General features: G+C 69.0%; 17 protein-coding genes. 8 read left to right on the top strand and 9 right to left on the bottom strand.

Annotation, left to right across the window (positions count from 1 at the left end):
* Positions 1–44: 44 nt before the first annotated feature.
* Complete coding sequence (locus tag FEK34_RS22750; RefSeq protein WP_138450805.1) at positions 45–305, top strand: hypothetical protein; 261 nt, start codon at positions 45–47, stop codon at positions 303–305.
* Between the two features lie 44 nt (positions 306–349).
* Positions 350–1,141: a hypothetical protein gene (locus FEK34_RS31200; RefSeq protein ID WP_283206613.1), complete on the top strand. Its 792-nt coding sequence runs from the start codon at positions 350–352 to the stop codon at positions 1,139–1,141.
* Positions 1,142–1,149: 8 nt separating this feature from the next.
* On the opposite strand, the gene egtD is transcribed toward FEK34_RS31200, so the two are convergent.
* The 4 genes from egtD to FEK34_RS30960 all read right to left on the bottom strand — a co-directional run bounded on the left by egtD (position 1,150) and on the right by FEK34_RS30960 (position 6,504).
* Entirely contained in the window at positions 1,150–2,121 is a 972-nt protein-coding gene (gene egtD / locus FEK34_RS22740) for an L-histidine N(alpha)-methyltransferase (RefSeq protein WP_138450803.1), read from the bottom strand.
* Between the two features lie 116 nt (positions 2,122–2,237).
* Entirely contained in the window at positions 2,238–3,077 is an 840-nt protein-coding gene (gene egtC, locus FEK34_RS22735; RefSeq protein ID WP_138450801.1) for an ergothioneine biosynthesis protein EgtC, read from the bottom strand.
* A gap of 399 nt (positions 3,078–3,476) precedes the next feature.
* The gene (gene egtB / locus FEK34_RS22730) at positions 3,477–4,814 is read right to left on the bottom strand and encodes an ergothioneine biosynthesis protein EgtB (RefSeq protein WP_432760982.1); all 1,338 of its coding nucleotides are present in this window, start codon (positions 4,812–4,814) and stop codon (positions 3,477–3,479) included.
* A gap of 223 nt (positions 4,815–5,037) precedes the next feature.
* Positions 5,038–6,504, bottom strand: a complete 1,467-nt coding sequence (locus tag FEK34_RS30960; RefSeq protein WP_249359515.1) for a glutamate-cysteine ligase family protein — start codon at positions 6,502–6,504, stop codon at positions 5,038–5,040.
* A 195-nt stretch (positions 6,505–6,699) separates the two neighbouring features.
* On the opposite strand from FEK34_RS30960, the gene FEK34_RS22720 reads away from it, so the two are divergent.
* The 3 genes from FEK34_RS22720 to FEK34_RS22710 all read left to right on the top strand — a co-directional run bounded on the left by FEK34_RS22720 (position 6,700) and on the right by FEK34_RS22710 (position 10,826).
* Positions 6,700–7,872, top strand: coding sequence for an aminotransferase class V-fold PLP-dependent enzyme (locus FEK34_RS22720; protein ID WP_138450799.1), 1,173 nt, complete (start codon positions 6,700–6,702; stop codon positions 7,870–7,872).
* Between the two features lie 13 nt (positions 7,873–7,885).
* Positions 7,886–8,803, top strand: a complete 918-nt coding sequence (locus tag FEK34_RS22715) for a ribonuclease Z (RefSeq protein ID WP_138450797.1) — start codon at positions 7,886–7,888, stop codon at positions 8,801–8,803.
* A gap of 376 nt (positions 8,804–9,179) precedes the next feature.
* Complete coding sequence (locus FEK34_RS22710; protein ID WP_138450795.1) at positions 9,180–10,826, top strand: fatty acyl-AMP ligase; 1,647 nt, start codon at positions 9,180–9,182, stop codon at positions 10,824–10,826.
* Here the strand turns inward: FEK34_RS22710 and pth are convergent.
* On the bottom strand, positions 10,823–11,398 hold the full coding sequence (gene pth / locus FEK34_RS22705; protein ID WP_138450793.1) for an aminoacyl-tRNA hydrolase: 576 nt from the start codon (positions 11,396–11,398) through the stop codon (positions 10,823–10,825). The two genes, FEK34_RS22710 and pth, sit on opposite strands and share 4 nt — an antisense overlap.
* 22 nt (positions 11,399–11,420) lie before the next feature.
* Positions 11,421–12,026, bottom strand: coding sequence for a 50S ribosomal protein L25/general stress protein Ctc (locus FEK34_RS22700; RefSeq protein ID WP_138450791.1), 606 nt, complete (start codon positions 12,024–12,026; stop codon positions 11,421–11,423).
* A 305-nt stretch (positions 12,027–12,331) separates the two neighbouring features.
* Between FEK34_RS22700 and FEK34_RS22695 the strand changes: the two genes are divergently transcribed.
* Positions 12,332–13,978, top strand: coding sequence for a peptide chain release factor 3 (locus FEK34_RS22695; protein WP_432760981.1), 1,647 nt, complete (start codon positions 12,332–12,334; stop codon positions 13,976–13,978).
* 89 nt (positions 13,979–14,067) lie between these two features.
* On the opposite strand, the gene FEK34_RS22690 is transcribed toward FEK34_RS22695, so the two are convergent.
* Complete coding sequence (locus FEK34_RS22690) at positions 14,068–14,604, bottom strand: nuclear transport factor 2 family protein (protein ID WP_138450955.1); 537 nt, start codon at positions 14,602–14,604, stop codon at positions 14,068–14,070.
* 173 nt (positions 14,605–14,777) lie between these two features.
* Positions 14,778–15,656 carry an Abi-alpha family protein gene (locus tag FEK34_RS30955; RefSeq protein WP_138450787.1) on the bottom strand — a complete coding sequence of 293 codons (879 nt, stop codon included), beginning with the start codon at positions 15,654–15,656 and terminating at the stop codon, positions 14,778–14,780.
* A 322-nt stretch (positions 15,657–15,978) separates the two neighbouring features.
* On the opposite strand from FEK34_RS30955, the gene FEK34_RS22680 reads away from it, so the two are divergent.
* Both FEK34_RS22680 and FEK34_RS22675 read left to right on the top strand, forming a co-directional pair.
* On the top strand, positions 15,979–17,253 hold the full coding sequence (locus tag FEK34_RS22680) for a hypothetical protein (RefSeq protein WP_249359502.1): 1,275 nt from the start codon (positions 15,979–15,981) through the stop codon (positions 17,251–17,253).
* The gene (locus FEK34_RS22675) at positions 17,244–18,152 is read left to right on the top strand and encodes an Abi-alpha family protein (RefSeq protein WP_138450783.1); all 909 of its coding nucleotides are present in this window, start codon (positions 17,244–17,246) and stop codon (positions 18,150–18,152) included. Before FEK34_RS22680 ends, FEK34_RS22675 begins: the two co-directional genes overlap by 10 nt.
* Positions 18,153–18,279: 127 nt before the next feature.
* Here FEK34_RS22675 and FEK34_RS22670 read toward each other — a convergent pair whose 3' ends face one another.
* Positions 18,280–20,073, bottom strand: coding sequence for an ABC-F family ATP-binding cassette domain-containing protein (locus FEK34_RS22670; protein ID WP_138450781.1), 1,794 nt, complete (start codon positions 20,071–20,073; stop codon positions 18,280–18,282).
* Positions 20,074–20,121: the final 48 nt, after the last annotated feature.

Here is a 20,121-nt window from a genome sequence, read left to right as displayed (position 1 = left end):
CGGGTTCCCGCGATCGGCGCGCCGATCGGCGCATACTGGCGAACATGGACCGTGACCCGCTGGACGAGGACATGGGCGACGACGAACAGGCGGACGAGATCCGCGCCTACGAGGACGTCATCGAGGATCCGCCCGCCGACCTGCACATCCGCAACCGCCCCGGCGACGACGACGGGCGCCTCGGCATCGAGGAAGAACTCGACCAGCAGTGGACTCCCCGCCGCCGCGCCGCCGAACTCGCCGACGATGACGATCGTCCCGCCGAACTCGCCGCCATGGAGATCGTGGAGGAACCCGACGAGTAGACCTGCTCCACCGCCGTACCCGATCGGACGATGAGGAGAGCCCTATGAGCACGCCGCAGCAACCGCAGGAACCCGGCAGCGGGGATCGGCCGGAGGGGGAACCGCGCGCGACGCCACCGGAGCGGGAACCGGAAGCTCCGGAGCCGTCGAGCGACGCGGGTGAGGTGACCGGGTCCGCGCCCGGCGAGGGGGCGGGCACTCAACCGCCGTCGCTGCACAAGCCGTCCGGCGGCGAGGGCGCTCCGGGCGGTGAGGTGCCCGAGCAGGCGTGGCGGGAGCAACCGCAGGAGAGCGGGCCGGGCCAGGCGTGGAGCGCGCAGCCGGGCGGGGTCGGGTCGGCGTCCGGGCAACCGTCCGGGGATCAGCCCTGGGGAACCGGGGCGCAGCCCTACGGCGAGCAATACCCGTCGGGACAGCAGGGGGAGCACTACCCGCCGGGACAGCAGGGCGGACAGTGGGGCGGCGAGCCAGGCGGGACGTCCGGATATCCCGGATATCCCGGAGGCGCCTATCCGCCCGCGTCCGGTGGTCCCGGTGGTGAGGCCGGCGGCGGGTTCCCGTCGTATCCGCAGCAGTCATTCCAGCCCTACGAGGCCCAGCCGCAGCGGTCGGGCACGCAGGTGTTCTCCATCATCGGGTTCGTCTGCGCGGGCATCTGCCTGCTGTTCTGCCCGATCCTGTTCGGGCCCGCGGGCATCATCCTCGGCATCATCGGCCACAACAAGGGCGAGCCGCTCGGCAAATGGGCCGCGGTCGCCGCGGGTGTGGCGATGGCGATCGGGTTGATCCTCACCTTCGCGTTCTTCAACGCCGACATCGTGCCCGAGCAGAACTGACCGCGAGCTCAGTTACGGGTCGCCAGCACCAGGGTGAAGCGGCTGTCCGGGTCGGTCCAGGCCTTGTCCAGGGTGAAGCCGGCGGCGGACAGTTCGGTATCGAGGCCTTCCAGGCGGAACTTGGCCGAGATCTCGGTGCGCAGCTGCTCGCCGCGGGCGAAGTCGAGCACGAGGTCCAGATCGGCAACGGTCACCCGCATGTCCTCGGTGGCTTCCAGCCGCATCTCGATCCACTCGTTCTCGGCGTCCCAGACGGCGACGTGGCGGAAATCGCCGGGCACGAAGTCGGCCGCGAGCCGGGCATTGAGCACGTGCAGGACGTTGCGGTTGAACTCGGCGGTCACCCCGGCGGCGTCGTCGTAGGCGGGCACCAGGATCGCCGGGTCGATCACCAGGCCCGCGCCGAGGAGCAGGTGTTCGCCGGGTTCGAGGACGTCGTAGATGTCGGTGAGGAATTCGGCGCGTTCGGCGGGCACCAGATTGCCGATGGTGCCGCCGAGGAAGGCGATCATCCGGCGGCCCCCGCGCGGCAGATTGTGCAGGGTATCGGTGAAATCGCTGACCACCCCGTGCACCGCGAGCCCGGGGAACTCGCGCGCGACCTCGGCGGCGGTGGCCCGCAGCGCGGCCGCCGAGACATCCTGGGGCACATAGGTTTTCAGCGGGCCTTCCGCGGTGAGCGCCGAGAGCAGCAGCCGGGTCTTGGCCGCCGATCCCGCGCCGAGCTCGACCAGCACCTCGGCCTGCGCCACGCGGGCGATCTCGCCGACCACGCGTTCGAGCAGGGCGCGTTCGGTGCGAGTCGGGTAGTACTCGGGCAGCTCGGTGATCTGCTCGAACAGTTCGCTGCCGCGGGCGTCGTAGAACCATTTGGGCGGCAGCCACTTCGGCTGGTCGGTGAGCCCGCGCCTGGCATCCGCGCGCAGCGCCGCCGTGAGGTCATCGTCGGTGAGGTGGACTTCCAGCGTCGGTGCGCTCATCGCGGAATCCTTTGCGTGTCGAGGTGAACTCGGTGTCATGTCGTCGACTGCTGTCGCTGGATCTACGAGCATCTCGCGCCGTCTCGGTGGCGCGTCGAGGTCGCCGGACGCGCCGCTCATGGGCTCGCGTTCTCGGCGTCGCGACGATCGAGTGGTTCGATGGTCAACCGGCCCGGTGCGGCGATCACCAGGCTGTGGTCGGGGATGGGGCGCCACCGCGGGTCGGCGTCGTAGGGTTCGGAGGCGACGATCGCGTAGTCGTCGGTGACCAGGGCCGAGAGCGCGTGCTCCCAGGCGGTGGCCCAGATGGTCGAGCCGTCACCGAGCAGGAAGTTCAGCCGGGCGGCCGGTGCGTGGGCGAGCACGGTGGTGAGCAGTAGTCGCAGCGCGTCGGCCGGGCTGGCCACAAGGTCCGGCGGCGCGCCGGGGGTGAGCAATCCGCGCAGCAGCACCCACAGCGCGGCCGAATCGGTGGCGGACTCGGCGTCGAGCAGGTCGGCGGTCTGGAACATCCGACCCGCGCCGGCGCGGGTCGCGGCGCTGTCCAGATCGGCCAGGGTGGCGGTGAGGGCCTTGCGCCAGTTCGGGACGACGCCGTTGTGACTGAAGGCCCAGCCGTCATCGGTGAACGGCGCGCAGGCGGCCCGCTCCACCGGCATGCCCACCGTCGCCGAGCGCACGGCGGCGAGTACAGCCGTGGATTCGATCTGCGGCAGCACCTCCTCCACCGCCGGGTCGGTCCAGATGGGCGCGGCATTGCGGTAGCGGCTGACGCGGGGCTTGCCGGGATGATCGGATGCGCGCCACCACGCGACCCCGAATCCGTCGGCGTTGATCGTGCCGCCACCACGCATGTCTCGTGGCGCCCACGCCTGGGTGCGCAGAGCGTGCACACCACGCGTGAGCAGCTCGCCGACCGGCGTCGGCGGGCCCACATACGCCAGATGCCTACACACCGGCGCCTCCGGGTCGTGCGCTGACCGGAATCGCGCGGCAGCCCTCGACGTGTGCGCGCCGGCCGCCGATCACGGTATAGGCGCGTGCCACGGATCGAGGACCGGGCACAAGCCTGAGACGATCCGGCGCACCCGGTGATCCAGCGTGCGAAGCCGGCCGCCCCAGACGGCCGGGTCGGTGCTCGACCAAGCGCGGCACGCACACACCGCGCGTGAGCGGGGTCCGTGCGCCGATCATGCTGCCTCCCCAGGCTTCAGATCGCGGGCCAGGCGGAAGCCCGCGAAGTTCTGGCGCCGGATCGGGTGATCCCAGTTGCGGGAGGTGCCGCGGCAGGCCACCGGATCGCCCCCGCCCGAACGACTGCGCGTGCCCATCGCGCGAAATCAGATCCCCTCCGATCATGCTGCTTCCCCCGGCTTCAGATCGCGGGCCAGGCGGAAACCGGCGAAAATCTGCCTGCGGATCGGGTGATCCCAGTTGCGGAAGGTGCCGCGGCAGGCCACCGGATCGGTGCCGAACGAGCCGCCGCGGAGCACGCGATAGTCGCCGCCGAAGAAGACCTCCGAATATTCGCGATACGGGAACGCCCGGAAGCCGGGATAGGGCTCGAAACCGGAGGCGGTCCATTCCCAGACATCGCCGATGAGCTGATGGACGCCGGTCGCCGACGCACCCGCGGGGTAGGCGCCGACATCGGCCGGTTCCAGATGACGCTGGCCGAGGTTGGCGTGCGATTCATCGGGTTCGGCCTCACCCCACGGGTAGCGGCGGGACCGGCCGGTAGCCGGGTCGTAGCGGGCGGCCTTCTCCCATTCGGTCTCGGTGGGCAGGCGCTTGCCCGCCCAGCGCGCGTAGGCCTCGGCCTCGAACCAGCAGACGTGCACCACCGGCTGATGCGGCCGCAGGGGCGTCAGCACACCGAATACCCGCCGCCACCACTGTCCGCCGGGATCGCGCTCCCAGAACTGCGGCGCCACCAGACCGGCCTCCAGGCGATGGTCCCAGCCACGCTTGGACCACAGTTCCGGACGGTCGTAGCCTCCGTCGGCGATGAAGGCCAGGTACTGCTCGTTGGTGACCGGTGCGGCATCGATGGCGAACCCGGGCACCGACGCCAGGTGGGCGGGCCGCTCATTGTCGAGGGCCCAGGGGTCGGTGGAGGTGCCCATGGTGAACTGGCCGGCCGGGATGATCAGCTCGCCGGTCACCGCGGCGGTACCGGTGGGCGCCGACGGCGCGGACAGCACCGGCGCGCCTGTCCGCAGCTGGTGGGTGGCCAGCATGGTTTCGTCGTGCTGCTGTTCGTGCTGGGCGATCATGCCGAAGGCGAACCCGCCCTCGACCAGTGGTGTGCCGCGCAAGGTGCTGCCATCCAGCACATCCCACACCTTCTCGCGGACCGTGGCGACGTACTCGCGGGCCTGGCCGGGGTTCAGCAACGGCAGCTTCGGACGGTTGGCGCGCGCGTGTTTGAACGCGTCGTAGAGCTCGTCGATATCGGCGCGCACCGGCTCCCGGCCGCCGACATCACGCACCAGCCACAGCTCTTCTTGATTGCCGACATGGGCCAGGTCCCACACCAGCGGGCTCATCAGGCGCGAATGTTGTGCGACGAGTTCGGCTTCGTCGAGGCAGTCGGTGAGTGCGGCGCTGCGCGCTCGGGCGCGGGTCAGCGTCTCGGCGATACGAGAGCGGAGTAGTTCGGTCTCGGATGTGTCATCGGCGGGCGAGTGGATGGTCACGATGGAACTCCGGGTACTGGTGGGTCGGTGATGGTCAGCGCACGCGGTGTGCGTAGCGGCCAGGGCCGAAGATCGGCCCGGGGTCGGTCGGCGCCGGGTGCACACAAGTGCTCGGCCCTTCGAGCCGGACCTCGGCCGCCGCGCGCCAGGTGAATCGAGGTGCGGGTGCCATGGCGGACCTGCGGCCGACGCCGTCGAGCTCGGACGATCGCCCTGCTCATGAGGCGCTCCCGGCCCCGGCCCTACCCGGCTGCCTGGCACTGCGACAGCGCCGTGCGGCCGCGTGGATCGCCGTTGCCGCTGCCGGCGTCGCGGCATGGGTGGCCGCGGCGTCGAGTAGTTCGACGGCTGCGGCGCGGATCTGGGGATCGGCCAGTCCGCAGCGGGCGGCGTCGAGCCAGCGTCCAGCCGTCGGGCTCGCGATCGCGGTGGCGTCGGCGACCGCGGCCGGGGTGGACATCAGGGCATCGATGACGTCGATCGGGACGGTCCAGCTCTCGTCCGGCTGCGCGTCCAGGTAGCGGACCTCGAGGTGCCCGGACGGCCGTACCGGCGGAAACATGGTGGTCAGGTGGTAATCGAGGTCGCTGCGGTCGGGGCGGCGGCCGATCTCGTCGTCCAGCGCGCCGGACAGCCAGTCGGCGAAGGTGGCGCCCGGCGGGGCGGCCCATGAGCAGTCGGCGTTGCCGCCGCCAGGACCGGTGTGTGAACCGTGCGCGACATCGCCGCCGACCGGCGCTGCCTCGCCTGCTGCCCGGTCACTGTTGGCCGGCGCACCGGCGGCTGCCGCGGGCCTGCGATCCCACGCACCGTCACTCGACGACGAACCGCCCGGCCTGGTCGATCCGGACCCAGGTTCGCAGGACCGCACGCACAGCAGCGGCGCGTCCAGCGCCCAGCGCGCGTAGCCGGCGATCGGGTCGGCCCAGTCCTCGACCGGTGGGCGGGTGCGGGAATGGTCGAGCCGGAGCCAGGTGCGCATCCGCTGCGAGGCCCACTCCCCCGCGGGCGCGCCGCGTAGCTCCGGTGAACAGGCGAAGGCGGCCAGCAGTGCGGGGCCGATGGTGTACAGCGCGGTCCAGCGCGAGGCGACCTCGGCGCGATCGGCGCCCGCGTCGACGCTGACCTGCGTGGCCGCGGTATTGCACATCATGAGTTTGCCGAAGGGGCCGAGACCGGCGAGGTAGCGCTCCATGGCCTGATAGCGGGGCAGCCGCAGTACCCGGCGGGCGCGACGCTCGGCGTCCGCTGCCGCGGAAACCATGCCGACGCACTGGGTTTCGAGGAGCTTGCGCAGCATCTCGGTGTCGGCGCGCAGCTGCTCGGTGAGCTGGGCGGCGGTGGCATACGGTGCGCTGGAGAGTTCGATCTGACCGCCGGGTTCGATGGTGACCCGGCTGCCGCCCGGTAGCGCGAGTGCGGGCGAATCGGGGGCGATGGACCGTGGCGCGTACGGTCCGAGGGCATCGGCGAGGACGTCGAGTGGCGGACGCGGGGCGGCCGTCGGGCCTGACGCCGGACACTCACCGTGGGTGGTGAGCCATTCGAGTTCGGCGCCGATCAATCCGGGTGGCCCGAGTTTGAAACAGACGCCGCCGATGTAGGCCTCCGCGGCCGCGCGAGACGACAGCTCCCGGTCGGCGGTTACCTGCCCCGCCTGCCTGCGCCCGAGGGTGACCGCCATGCTCGACCTCCAGGTGGTTCCGGTGCGCGGTGGATATGCGGCGCGTGGATCGTCGGGATATTCGGTGCTGCGATATGGCGTGGGATTCGGCGTGTGGGTGGTTCCGGCGTCGTCGTCGGTGGATTCCAGGGTAGCGACGGACACCGACAAGTACCGGGCAAGCGTTCGGTGCACCGAGCGGATATCGTCGTCGGCATGCTGAATGAGCAGCGGATACGCGAGGACACCCCCGGTGTCGGACACGGTCTGGTCTTCCTCGACAGCGCGGGATCATCGCTGCCGCCCCGGGTGGTCACCGAGACCGTCATCGCCCATCTGCGCCGTGAGGCCGAGGTCGGCGGCTACCGCGCGGCCAATGAGCGCCTCGACGATTTGGCGGCGGTCAAGCAGTCGATCGCCACGCTCATCAACGCCACCCCCGCGAGCATCGCGCTCAGCGACAGCGCCACCCGGTCCTGGGCCGATTTCTTCTACTCGGTCCCGCTCGGGCCCGGCGACCGCATCCTCATCTCCGGTTCCGACTACGCCAGCAATGCCATCGCCGCCCTTCAGCGGGCCCGTGCGAGCGGCGCCACGGTCGAGCACATTCCCAGCGACCCCACCGGTCAGCTCGACCTGGACGCCTTCGCCGCGCTGGTCGACGACCGGGTGAAGCTGGTGTCGCTGCTGCACGCCCCCACCAACGGTGGACTGGTCAATCCGGCCGCCGAGGCCACCCGGATCGCGCACCAGGCCGGTGCGCTGGTACTGCTCGACGCCTGCCAGTCCGCCGGGCAGATCCCGCTCGACGTCGCCGAACTCGGCGTCGATGCCCTCTCGGCCACCGGCCGCAAATGGCTGCGCGGCCCACGCGGCACCGGATTCCTGTACGTGCGTCCAGAATTGGCCTCGGCCATGGAGCCGGCCCGGCTGGATCTGCACAGCGCGGAATGGACCGCCCCCGACGACTACCGACTGGCCCCGGACGCGAGCCGGTTCGAATTCTGGGAACACGACGTGGCCGCCCGGCTCGGCCTCGGCGCCGCCGTCGACTACCTGCTCGCATTGGGACCGGACGAGGTCTACGCCGCGATCGCCGCCCGCGCGGAGTACCTGCGCAAGGGACTGGCCGAGCTCGCCGGTGTCACCGTGCGCGATCTGGGCATCCGCCACAGCGGCATCGTGTCGTTCACCGTCGACGCGGTCGCGCCGATCGAGGTGCGCGATCGGCTGGCCGCCCAGGACATCACCGTCACCGTCAGCCATCGCAGCTCCACGCTGCTGGACATGTCGGGGCGCGCGCTCGACGCGGTGGTCCGCGCATCGCCGCACTGTTTCGTCGGCTTCGAGGAACTGGACCGGTTCCTCGCCGCGGTAGCGGAACTCTGACGGGCCCGCGGCGATGTCGCAGCGCGAGCTGATCGTCCTCGGTACCGCCAGCCAGGTGCCGACCAAACAGCGCAACCACAACGGCTATCTGCTGCGCTGGGGCGCCGAGGGGATCCTGTTCGACCCGGGCGAGGGCACCCAGCGGCAGATGATCCACGCCGGTGTGTCGGTCACCGATCTGACCCGGATCGCCGTCACCCATTTCCACGGCGACCACTGTCTCGGACTGGCGGGCGTGGTGCAGCGGATCAATCTGGACCAGGTGCCGCATCCGATCGACGCCTACTACCCCGCCTCGGGTGAGCAGTACTTCGATCGGCTGTGCGAGGCCAGCGTCTATTACCGCACCGTCGAGTTGAACCGGCATCCGATCACCGACCCGGGCCCGCTGGACGCACCGGGCGCGCCGTTCCATCTCACCGCGGCCCGCCTGTCCCATCCGGTGGAGGCCTTCGGCTACCGGATCACCGAACCCGACGGCCACCGCATCCGGCCGGAGCGGCTGGAAGCGATCGGCCTGCACGGCCCCGCGGTGGGCCGCTTGCAGCGCGACGGCCGCATCGACTGGCACGGCCGCACCGTCACCCTCGACGAGATGAGCACTCGCCGTCCCGGACAGAGTTTCGCGTTCATCATGGACACCCGTTTGTGCCCGGCTGTATACGAACTCGCCGCCGGGGTGGACATGCTGGTCATCGAGGCGACGTTCCTGGACGCCGACGCGCACCTGGCCGAGGAGCACGGCCACCTCACCGCCGGCCAAGCGGCGCGGGTGGCTGCCGAGGCGGGCGTGCGCACCCTGGTGCTGACCCATTTCTCCCAGCGCTACCGCACCCTGGACGAACACTTCGCCGAGGCGGCAAAGGAATTCAGCGGCCCGATCGTCGTCGCCGCCGACCTCACCCGCATCCCGCTGCCGCCGCGGCGCTGAGATCACCGATCGCGCGTCAGTCGCATACCGGAACGACGCCAAGGGAATTCACGCAACACATCCCGTGCCGCCGACTCCTGCGGCGTGTTCGGTGCGCGCCACGCCGAGGCGGCGCGCGCCCGGCCCGCGGCAGCCCGGGCTACTATCCCTGAGCCGGTCGGCGGCGATGCCGCGCGACGGGCGCAGGCGGTGCGGCGGGGTTCGGGCACGCGGGTCAGGGGCGGCCATCGGACGACGTGCGGACGCGTCCGCCATTTCATGCGTGAATGTGGCGCTGACCAGCGCGCACACGGAGGGGGTTAACGCGGGGCTCGAACAGCGGGATAGTTGAGGCAGGTCGGTCGGCGGCCCCTGTGGCCGGTGAGGAGCGGGTGCGTTGAGCAGGTTCACCGAGGAGATGTACGCGACGGCGCGCGAGACCGCGCGCGGGCTGGTGACCGGGGAACCGGATGCACCACTGCGGCAGACATGGGGTGAGATCCATCGGATCGCGCGGCGCATGGCGGGCGGTCTGGCCGCGGCGGGCATCGGGCACGGCGACGCGGTCGGGGTGCTGGCCGGGATGCCGGTCGATATCGCGCCCGCCTGTCAGGGTGTGTGGATGCGCGGCGGCTCGATCACCATGCTGCATCAGCCGACCCCGCGCACCGATCTCGCGGTGTGGGCGCGCGATACCGAAACCGTGCTCGGCATGATCGAGGCGCGGGCGGTGATCCTGGGCGCACCGTTCGAGGCGGCCGAGCCGCTGCTGCGCGAACGCGGCATCGCCGTGGTGCTGGTCGACCAATTACGCGAGGGCCCGGACACCGATCCGGTGCCCACCGATGAAGCCGATATCGCGTTGCAGCAACTGACTTCGGGTTCCACCGGCTCACCCAAGGCCGTGCGGATCACCCACGAGAACTTCTTCGTCAACGCGCACGCGATGTTCAACCGGGTGAAGTTCCAGCTCGACAATGATGTGATGGTCAGCTGGCTGCCGCTGTTCCACGATATGGGCATGGTCGGATTCCTCAGCGTCCCGATGCAATTCGGCGCCGAGGTGGTGTGTGTGACCCCGATGGACTTCCTCCAGCGGCCGATCCTGTGGGCCGAGCTGATCGACAAATATCGCGGCACCGTCACCGCGGCACCGAATTTCGCCTACTCGCTGCTGGCTCGCCGGCTCGACCAGGCCGAGGGCTCGAACCTGGATCTGAGCTGCGTGCGCTATATGTGGAACGGCGCCGAGCCGGTCGATCCGGACACTATGGAGAAACTCGCCGCGGCCGGACAACGCTTCGGGCTCAACCCGATGGCGCTCACCCCGGTCTACGGCATGGCCGAGACCACGCTCGCGGTCTCCATCCCCGATCCCGGGCACGGCCAGGTGCTCGATGTGGTCGACGCCGATCTGCTCGAAGCCCTCGGCAAGGCGGTTCCGGTCCATGACCAGCACTCGCACCACGGCAATATCCGCCGGTTGCCGACGTTGGGCTACCTGGTCGACGATCTGGAGGGCCGCATCGTCGACGACGAACGCCAGCCCTTGCCCACCCGTTCGGTGGGCGTGATCGAATTGCGCGGTCCCGCCGTCACTTCCGGCTATGTGACCGTCGAAGGTTTCCGGCCGGCCCAGGACGCCGACGGCTGGCTCGACACCGGTGATATCGGCTACTTCACCGAAGAAGGGCTGATCGTGGTGTGCGGCCGGATCAAGGACGTCATCATCATGGCCGGGCGCAATATCTTCCCCACCGATATCGAACGGGCGGCGATGCGTGTCAAGGGCGTGCGGCCCGGCAATGCGGTGGCCGTGCGGTTGGACGCGGGCCAGAAGCGGGAGAGCTTCGCGGTGGTGGTGGAAAGCAACGACCACCACAATCCGGACGAGGTCAAACGGATCGAGCGCGAGATCGTGCACGCGGTGTTCTCCGAGGTGGGCGTGCGACCACGCACGGTCGCGGTGCTCGGCCCCGGCGCCCTGCCGAAGACGTCATCGGGCAAGCTGCGCCGTGCCGCCACCGCGGTGCATCTGCACTAATGCAGCTGGTTCTGCGCGGTCTCCAACCCGACCCGCAGCAATAGCTCCACGGCGTCGGCGGCCTGCTCGACGAGCACCGGCACTTCCTTGCGCTCGGGCGCGGAGAACGGTTTGAGCACGTAGTCGGCCGGGTCCTGCCTGCCGGGCGGGCGGCCGATGCCGATGCGGGTACGCAGATAGTCCTTGGTGGTCAGCGCCTGCGACACCGAGCGCAGGCCGTTGTGCCCGCCTTCGCCGCCGCCGCGCTTGAGCCTGATCGCGCCGAAGGGCAGATCGAGTTCGTCGTGCACGACGATCACCTCGGTCGCCGGGACCGAGAAGAAGCGGGCCAGTGCGGCGACCGGGCGGCCGGACAGGTTCATGAACGAGCGCGGCTTGGCGATCAGCACCTGGCGTCCGTCCAAGCGCGCGGTCAGCAGATCTGCGCCGGATTTCTTGTGCACACTGAAACGGTCGCCGACGCGCTCGGCGAGCACGTCGGCGACCAGAAAGCCCACATTGTGCCTGGTGCGCTCGTATTCGGGCCCGGGGTTACCGAGCCCGACGACGAGCGCGGGCGTGGAGTCGGTCATCGAGACAACCGATGCGCGAGTCTTATTCGGCGCTCTCGCCCTCGGCCTCGGCTTCGCCCTCACCCTCGGTCTCGGCAGCGGCGGCCGGCGCGGCGATGACGTTGACGATCAGCGTGTCCGGGTCGACGGCCAGGCCGACGCCCTCGGGCAGCTGCAGGTCGGAGGCGTTGATCTGGGTGCCGGCCTCGACGTCCTCGACCGAGACCTCGATGGTCTCGGGGATGTTCATCGCGTCGGCCTCGATGGAGACGGTGGTGGCGTCCTGGGTGACCAGGGTGCCGGGGGCGGCGTCACCGACGATGGTGATGGTGACGTCGGCGGTGACCTTCTCGCCCTTCTTGATGACGAGCAGGTCGGCGTGCTCGATGTAGCGGCGGATCGGGTGCACGACGACCGACTTGGTCAGCGCCAGCTGCTTCTTGCCGTCGATGACGAGGTTGAGCACCGCGTTGGTGCCGTGCTCACGCAGGATCGCCGCGAACGCCTTGGCGTTGAGCGCCAGGTGCTGGGGATCGGACTGGTGGCCGTACAGGACGGCGGGGACGTTGCCGTCACGACGGGTGCGGCGGGCCGCGCCCTTGCCGAACTCGGTGCGGACTGCGGCTTCGAGAAGGTTGGCGTCGGACATGACCTGATCTACTCCTACGGCTCTTCCGGGCTGGTCAACGGTGGTGCCAGGGAACGTGGGAGCCCTGGCTCGGTTGGTCTGCTCGTCGGGCGAAGACAACAACGAGGACGGCCGGAAGCCGAGCCGCGTCGATCACGGTGTCGCAAAAAGTCTGCGGTCACCCTCGCCGAGACAACCTGAATACCATAGCGCAATGGCGGCGGCGACCTGGAATCGGGTGGTCAGCGCCGCGATGACTCGGGTTCGTTTCGGTCCAGTACCCTGGACCGGTTGCCATATTCTCCTATTCCCCCGAAAGGTTGCCGCTGTTGACCGCCTCCACTGACGGCGCTGTCTCGTCCGGTTCACGCGGGCTGCCCGCCGAGGTGTCGAGGCGGCGGACCTTCGCCGTCATCTCCCATCCGGACGCCGGTAAGTCGACGCTCACCGAGGCGCTGGCGCTGCACGCCAAGATGATCTCCGAGGCGGGCGCCATCCACGGTAAGGCGGGGCGCAAGTCCACGGTGTCGGACTGGATGGAGATGGAGAAGGCGCGTGGCATCTCGGTCAGTTCGACCGCGTTGCAGTTCAACTATCGCGCCGCGGGCTCCGATATCGACAATGTGATCAACCTGGTCGACACCCCCGGCCACTCGGATTTCTCCGAGGACACCTATCGCGTGCTCACCGCCGTGGACGCCGCGGTCATGCTGATCGACGCCGCCAAGGGCCTGGAGCCGCAGACGCTGAAGCTGTTCCAGGTCTGCCGCCACCGCGGTATTCCGGTCATCACCGTCATCAACAAATGGGACCGGCCGGGCCGCGCGCCGCTGGAGCTGCTCGACGAGATCGACGAGCGGATCGGCCTGACCCCGACCCCGCTGTTCCTTCCGGTCGGCATCGCCGGCGACTTCCGTGGCCTGCTGCGGCGCGGCAAGGACGGCGAGGCGGTCGAATACATCCACTTCACCCGCACCGCCGGCGGCGCGACCATCGCGCCGGAGGAATCGCTGACCCCGGAGCAGGCGCAGGCCCGCGAAGGTGAGGCGTGGGAGACCGCGGCCGAGGAGAGCGAACTGCTCTCGGCCACCGGTCAGGACCACGATCAGGAACTGTTCCTGGCGGGGCAGACCTCACCGGTCATCTACGCCTCGGCGATGCTGAACTTCGGGGTGCGCCAGCTGCTGGAGACGCTGGTCGCGCTGGCTCCGGCGCCGGCCGGGCGCCGCGACGTCGACGGCGGCGTGCGGGAGACCACCGATCCGTTCAGCGCGGTGGTGTTCAAGGTGCAGGCGGGGATGGATACCGCGCACCGGGACCGGCTGGCGTTCATGCGGATCGTGTCGGGCGAGTTCGAGCGCGGCATGGTCGTGACGCACGCGCAGACCGGGCGGCCGTTCGCGACCAAGTACGCGCTGACGGTGTTCGGACGCGAGCGCGCGACCGTCGACACCGCCTATCCCGGCGATGTGGTCGGCCTGGTGAACGCGACGGCGTTGGCACCCGGACACACCTTGTTCGTCGACAAGAAGGTGGAGTTCCCGCCGATCCCGTCCTTCGCGCCGGAGCATTTCGCGGTGCTGCGGGCCCAGAGCGCCGGCAAGTACAAGCAGTTCCGCAAGGCCATCGACCAGCTCGACTCCGAAGGTGTCGTGCAGGTGCTGCGCAACGACGCGCGCGGTGACGCCTCCCCCGTGCTCGCGGCGGTCGGGCCGATGCAGTTCGAGGTGGTCACCGCCCGGATGCAGGCCGAATACAACGTCGAGACGCAGATGGATCATCTGCCCTACACGCTGGCCCGGCGCACCGACGCCGCCTCCGCCGAGGAACTCGGCCGCCAGCGCGGGGTCGAGGTGTTCACCCGCAGCGACGGCGTGCTGCTCGCGCTGTTCAGCGATAAATGGCGGTTGCAGTACATCGAGAAGGAGCATCCGGGGCTGACCCTGGAACCGCTCGTCGCCACTGCCGACTGAGCCGGACGGCTCGGCCCTGAGCCGGACGGCTCGGCCCTGAGCCGGGCGGGTCACCGTGTCGGAGCTGGTCAACCGTGCGCCGGGACGGTTCAGCCCGCCTCCGGCTCGCGTTCCACCGATTCGAGCCCGGAATCCCTGGCGATCAGTCCCCACCGGCTCGAGGTCAGGCGCAGGCTGGGCAGATCGCTGAGCGAGAGCACTACTTCATAGGTGCGTTCGTAGCCGGTGTGCGAGATCCGCCAGCGGCCGTCGTCGCAGCGGATATAGCGGTCGGAGTAGAACGCCGCGCCGCGCAGCAGCATGTTGTGCTCGGGAATGAGCACCGTATCGGCCAGGTACCAGGTGCCGGTGGCGGTGTCGCCGTCGATATCGATCTCGGGATGATCGCAGCGGTGTTCGGTGATGACGTGCGGCCCGAGCGTATTGCGCATGAACGCGATGAACGCCTCGCGGGACTCGAATTGCAGGTACTCGCTGTAGGTGGCCGTCGCCTCGGCGACCATGGTGTCGGCGAATTCGTCCCACTGCTTGGTGTCCAGCGTGCGCAGATAGCGGTATTTCAAACGGCAGATCTCGGACACGTCGTCGCGCGCACCGCTCTCGGGTACCGGAATCGACCCCGGCATCCGTCCGAACAGAACCCGGCCGACCGGTTCCCGCTCTGCGCCCGACTCGGAGTCCCTACGCTCCTCGTCCTGGTCCATACCTCAACGATCCCACCCGGAACCGGGCATACCGAACAATTAACGAGATCTGTATCAGATCGCTATCACCCAGCGAATACGCGGCGGCGGTTCGATCAGCTACCGATGGTGAAGCAGGTGCGGCAGAAATCCTCGCCGAATTCGGTCAGTCGAAGGCTCTTGCGCACGATCTTGGGCGCGCGGCCCGCCTTCTTCAGCGCCGCCTCCACCACCGGCTGCACCTCGAGCACCATGTAGCGGCTCAGCACCACCGGATCGTCGGAGGTCAGCGTCAGGCCGAGCCGGTTGAGGTTGATCAGATACGAACGGGCCCGGTCCGGGTAGCGCACGCCGGCCTGTTCGGGCACCGAGGTCAGATCACCGGACACCAGCTCCGAGCCGATTCCCAGCGGGCGATTGGTGCGCACGTCGACCGAGGGCTGCGGGCCGTTGAGCGCCATGAAACGCAGGATGCGCGCCTCGTCGGGGGCCAGTTCGTCGAGAATGCGGTCGTAGGCGGGGTGCACCTCTTCGGTGAAATACACATCGGCCGACCGGGCCAGCAGCGCGTCACCGCGCCTGCGCAGCTCCTCGACGGTGGCCGAGCGCAGATACGAACCGACCCCGATGGCCTGCTGACCGGCGCCGCTCTGCGGACTCGGCACATAGCTGACGATCTCGCGCACCGACCCCTCGGTGACCCCGAGCGCACTGCGCGCGATCGAGCGCAGCGCGTTCCCTGTGCGCTCGGCGATCTCGGCGGAGGACTCGCCGTCGAGCGCGGCCTGGGTGATCTCGCGGGTCATCTCATAGGAGGTCTCTACCGCCCACTGGCCGCCTCGCACCACCGTGCCCGCCGCCAGCCCCGCGGCCCGGAACACCCCGCGGATCAGCCGCGCCTCATTGCTGATCTGCCGCTGTTCGACATCCGAGCTGCGTTCCACAGCACGGGAACCGGCCCGGGCCACGTCCTGTCCGGTCCTTTCGTCTGCCACGTCTACTCCGATGTATCGCCAGGTGAACGATTCCGCTCACAGATTATTGCCCACCAGTCACGATCAGATGTGGTGGTGGTCATTGTCCCCACCCCCGCGTAGAACCACGACATCACAGGAGGGCACTGTGGTAAACGTCTCAGACACTACCTGTGGTGCGTGGCACTCGCGCTTGGAGTCGGAGCCGCACGTCACATAGGGTCCTGCTGCCGACGGGGTGCTAATTTGAGGTGCCGGTGAGGCGGCGATCACCGGGTATCGGCAGGAGGGTGTCGTGTTAGAGAGTGTGTTCGGGGTTCACCCGACGATCCTCCTCGAGCTTGTGACCATTCCCCTTTTCACTGGCGTCATCGGCTACATCACCAACTGGACCGGTGTCCTGATGTTGTTCCGGCCGATCGCATTCCACGGGATTCACGTTCCGGGCCTGCGCGCGCTGTATCCATTCCTGCCCAAGCGAATTCAGGTGCTGCCGCTACTCAGCTACGACGGCCGCATGGGCTGGCAGGGAATCGTGCCCTCGCGCGCGGACAAAATGGCCAGCATCGCCGTGGACAAAGGTTTGTCGAAGCTCGGCAGCGTCGCCGATTTCTATCGCGAACTCGAACCCGATGCGCTCGCCGAACATCTGGCCAGCATCGCCGACGATCAGATCCGCGATATCGTCGAGGAAATCCTGCGCCGCGAACATCCCCAGCTCTGGTACAACCTGCCCAGCCAGGTGCGCGAGATGGTGCACGACCGGGTCCGCGCCCAACTGCCCGACATTCTGCGCCAGCTCACCGTGGAACTCGGCGAGAACATCGATCAGTTGCTCGACGTCAAGCAAATGGTCATCCGCTATTTCCAGGCCCGTCCACAATTGCTCAACCAGCTGTTCCAGGTGCTCGGTGCCAAGGAACTGCGATTCATGCAGAATTTCGGCTTCTACTTCGGCGCCCCGATGGGCGCGGTCCTCGTCGCGGTGCTGCACCTGACCGGATGGCCGACGCTCGCGGTGCTGCCGATCGGCGGCGTGATCATCGGCTGGGTGGTGAACTGGGTCGGCATCAACATGATCTTCGCCCCCGCGGAGCCGAAATGGTGGTGCCCGTGGCGTCAAGGGCTACTGATCAAACGGCAGCCCGAAATCACCGCCGGTTACGCCGAATTGGTGTCCGGTCAGGTGGTGACGGTGGCCAATATCGGTGACGAGCTGCTGAACGGCCCGCGCTCGGACCGCACCATGCAGATGCTCGAGGACACTCTGCGCCCGGCCGCCGACCGCGCGCTCGGCCCGGCCCGCAGCGCGGTCAAGTTCGTGCTCGGCAGCCGCGAGTACGACGCCCTGCAATCGACGATCACCAGCGAGGCCATGGCCATCGCCCCGATCGCCTTCGCCGACCCGGACTTCAACATCCGGCAGGGCAAGCAGATCAACGACTACATCGCCAAACAAATGTCGGTGCTCTCGCCCAACGACTTCGTGGAAATGCTGCGATCGGCCATCAAACAGGACGAATGGTTGCTTTTCGTCCATGGCGGTGTGCTCGGGCTCTTCGCCGGTTACGCTCACATTCTGGTCTTCGGAACGGGAGTGGCGACTACATGGATGTAACCGGCTCAGCGGCATCGGCGGCGTCCTCGGATTCCGGCGGTGCCGACGAGCCGGTCACCGCATCCACCGAGGTCGCGCACCTGTTCGAGTACGGAACAGAGGCCAAGCTGCCTGCCGTGCGGGCCAACCCCCTTCGCCGTCCGATCGTCACCGTGCGCACGGCCAGCGGGGTGGTGCGGGTGGCGTTGTCGACCGTCGCGGGCGCCGCGGGCTGGGGCGTCGGCACCGTTCTCGACGTGACCGGGACGGTGGTCCGGCGCAGCGCCGCCGGGGTGCCGCCCGCCGAGATCCGCGCCGAAGCCGAGGCCGAGGTGCGGGCCGCGCTGCGGCGCGCGCTCGGACTTTCCGAGACAGAACAACCCCGGCGCTCGCCCAGTGCGCCCACCCTGCGTGAACAGGGCGCCGCGCTGTTGCGGCTGTCGGCCAGCACCCACGCCGGCGACGAGGGGCATCCCGCGTTCGCGAATATCCTCGCCGAGATCACTCCCGACGAGGCCCGCATCCTGCGCTACTTGCGCACCGACGGTCCACAGCCGTCCATCGAGGTGCACGGCGGCCGGCTGAGCCGCCTCGGCGCCGAACGGCTCGGGCTGCGCCAGGAATCGGGTCTCACCCTGCTCGGCGAGCACGCCGGGCTGCGATTCCCCAACCGCATCCAGCACTATCTGACCAACCTGCGCAGACTCGGCCTGATCGAACTCGCCAAGGAACCGGTCGACAACCCGAACCGCTACCAGCTGCTCGAGGCGCAATCACCGGTGCGGGAACTGCTCAAGCGCTCGGGCTTCGGCACCAAGGTGTCCTACCGCAGCATCATCCTCACCGGGTTCGGCACGGAGTTCGTGCAGACCTGCCTGCCAGTGGTGCTGCACGAGGGGCCGGCGGCCGAGACGAGCTGACGCAGCCGCCATGAGCCGCGCCGGATAGATACTTTTCGCCCACCTCGGAGCGACAATGTCCGGGCCTTGTCGCTCCGAGGTGGGCGAGAATCCACTGTGTCCGGCGCCGTACGCCGGCACCGACGGCTCAGGCGTCGTCGGCCAATTCCAGCCAGCGCTCCTCGGCCGACTCCTTGTCCGCGAGGACTTGTTTCAGCTCCGCACCCAGAGTGACCAGCTTGTCCGGGTCGGTGGCAGCGTCGGCCAGTGCGGCGTGCAGCTTCTGCTCGCGCTCGGCGAGCTTGTCGATGGTGCGTTCCAGCTTGGCCAGCTCCTTACGCGCGGCGCGGTAGGCGGCCGAATCGGTGACGGGGGCACTCGCACCCGTGGACGCGGGCTTCGCCGCGCTCGCGCGACCCTGCTGAGCTTCGCGCCGGGTCAGGTACTCCTCGATCCCGCCGGGCAGGTTGGTGAGTTTGCCGTCACCGAACAGCGCCCAGGTGGAATCACAGATGCGCTCGATCAGGTACCGGTCGTGGCTGATCACCACCAGCGTTCCGGCCCAGTTGTCGAGCAGGTCCTCCAGCTGTTGGAGGGTGTCGATGTCGAGGTCGTTGGTCGGCTCGTCGAGCAGCAGCACGTTCGGTTCCGACATCAGGATCCGGGTCAGTTGCAGCCTGCGGCGCTCACCACCGGACAGATCGCCGACCGGAGTGCGCTGCCGTGCCGGGGTGAAACCGAGCCGCTCGGCCAGCTGACCGGCCGATATCTCCTTGTCGCCGAGCATGATCCGCATGGCGATCTGCTGCACGGCTTCCAGCACCCGCATATCGGTCGGCAGGTCGTCGAGTTCCTGCCGCAGCCAGCCGATCTGCACGGTCTGGCCCTGAATCCGCTTGCCCGCGGCGAGTTCCGCGTCACCGGCGAGGGCGCGCAGCAGGGTGGTCTTGCCGGAGCCGTTCACGCCGACCAGACCGACCCGTTCGCCCGGCGCGAGCCGCCAGGTCAGATCGCGGACCAGTTCGCGTCCGTCGGGGGTGGTGAGGGTGGTGTCCTCGAGTTCGATGACGACGCGGCCCAGCCGTTTACGGGCGAAAGCGCTCAGCGACACACTGTCGCGCGGCGGCGGCACATCGGCGATCAGCGCCTCGGCCGCCTCCACCCGGTAGCGCGGCTTGGAGGTGCGGGCCTGCGGGCCGCGCCGCAGCCAGGCCAGCTCCTTGCGGGCGAGATTGCGCCGGCGCGCTTCGGTGGCGTCGGCCTGCCTGGCGCGTTCGGCGCGGGCGAAGATCCAGTCGCCGTAGCCGCCCTCGTAGCTTTCCACCTTGCCGCCGACGACCTCCCAGGTCTGGGTGGCGACGGTGTCGAGGAACCAGCGATCGTGGGTGACCACGACCAGGGCGCTGCGGCGGGCCAGCAGATGGTCGGCCAGCCAGCGCACGCCCTCCACGTCGAGGTGGTTGGTGGGTTCATCGAGCACCAGCAGATCCAGGTCGCGCACCAGCGCGGCGGCCAACGCGACGCGGCGGCGTTCCCCACCGGAGAGGTTGGTGACCGAGGTGTCGAGGCCGAGCCCGGCGATGCCGATGCCCTCCATCACCGAACGGATGCGCGGGTTGGCGGCCCATTCGTGTTCGGCGACCGAATCGGTCATGGCGTCGTCGGCCAACCCGGCCAGCACCACCGAGCCGACGGTGGCGCCCTCGGGCAGTACACCGCGCTGGGTGACCACGGCCATGCGCAATCCACCGACCCGGCTGACGCGGCCGCTGTCGGGTTCCTCGATGCCGGTCAGCACCTCGAGCAGGGTGGTTTTGCCGCCGCCGTTGAGGCCGACGACGCCGATGCGCTCGCCCGCGTGCACGCCGAGGGAGACGTCATCGAGCAGCGGTTTGATACCGAAGCTCTTGCTGACCTGTTCGAGGTTGATCAGGTTGGACATGAAACCTTTCCGTGCCTTACCGGGCGTTGTGGGATCCACCCCCGTGGA

Origin of the sequence: Nocardia cyriacigeorgica (assembly GCF_005863245.1) — a bacterium.
GTDB lineage: Bacteria > Actinomycetota > Actinomycetes > Mycobacteriales > Mycobacteriaceae > Nocardia > Nocardia cyriacigeorgica_C.
The sequence above is the reverse complement of the archived record's forward strand: the minus strand, read 5'-3'. Positions and strand labels throughout refer to the sequence as shown.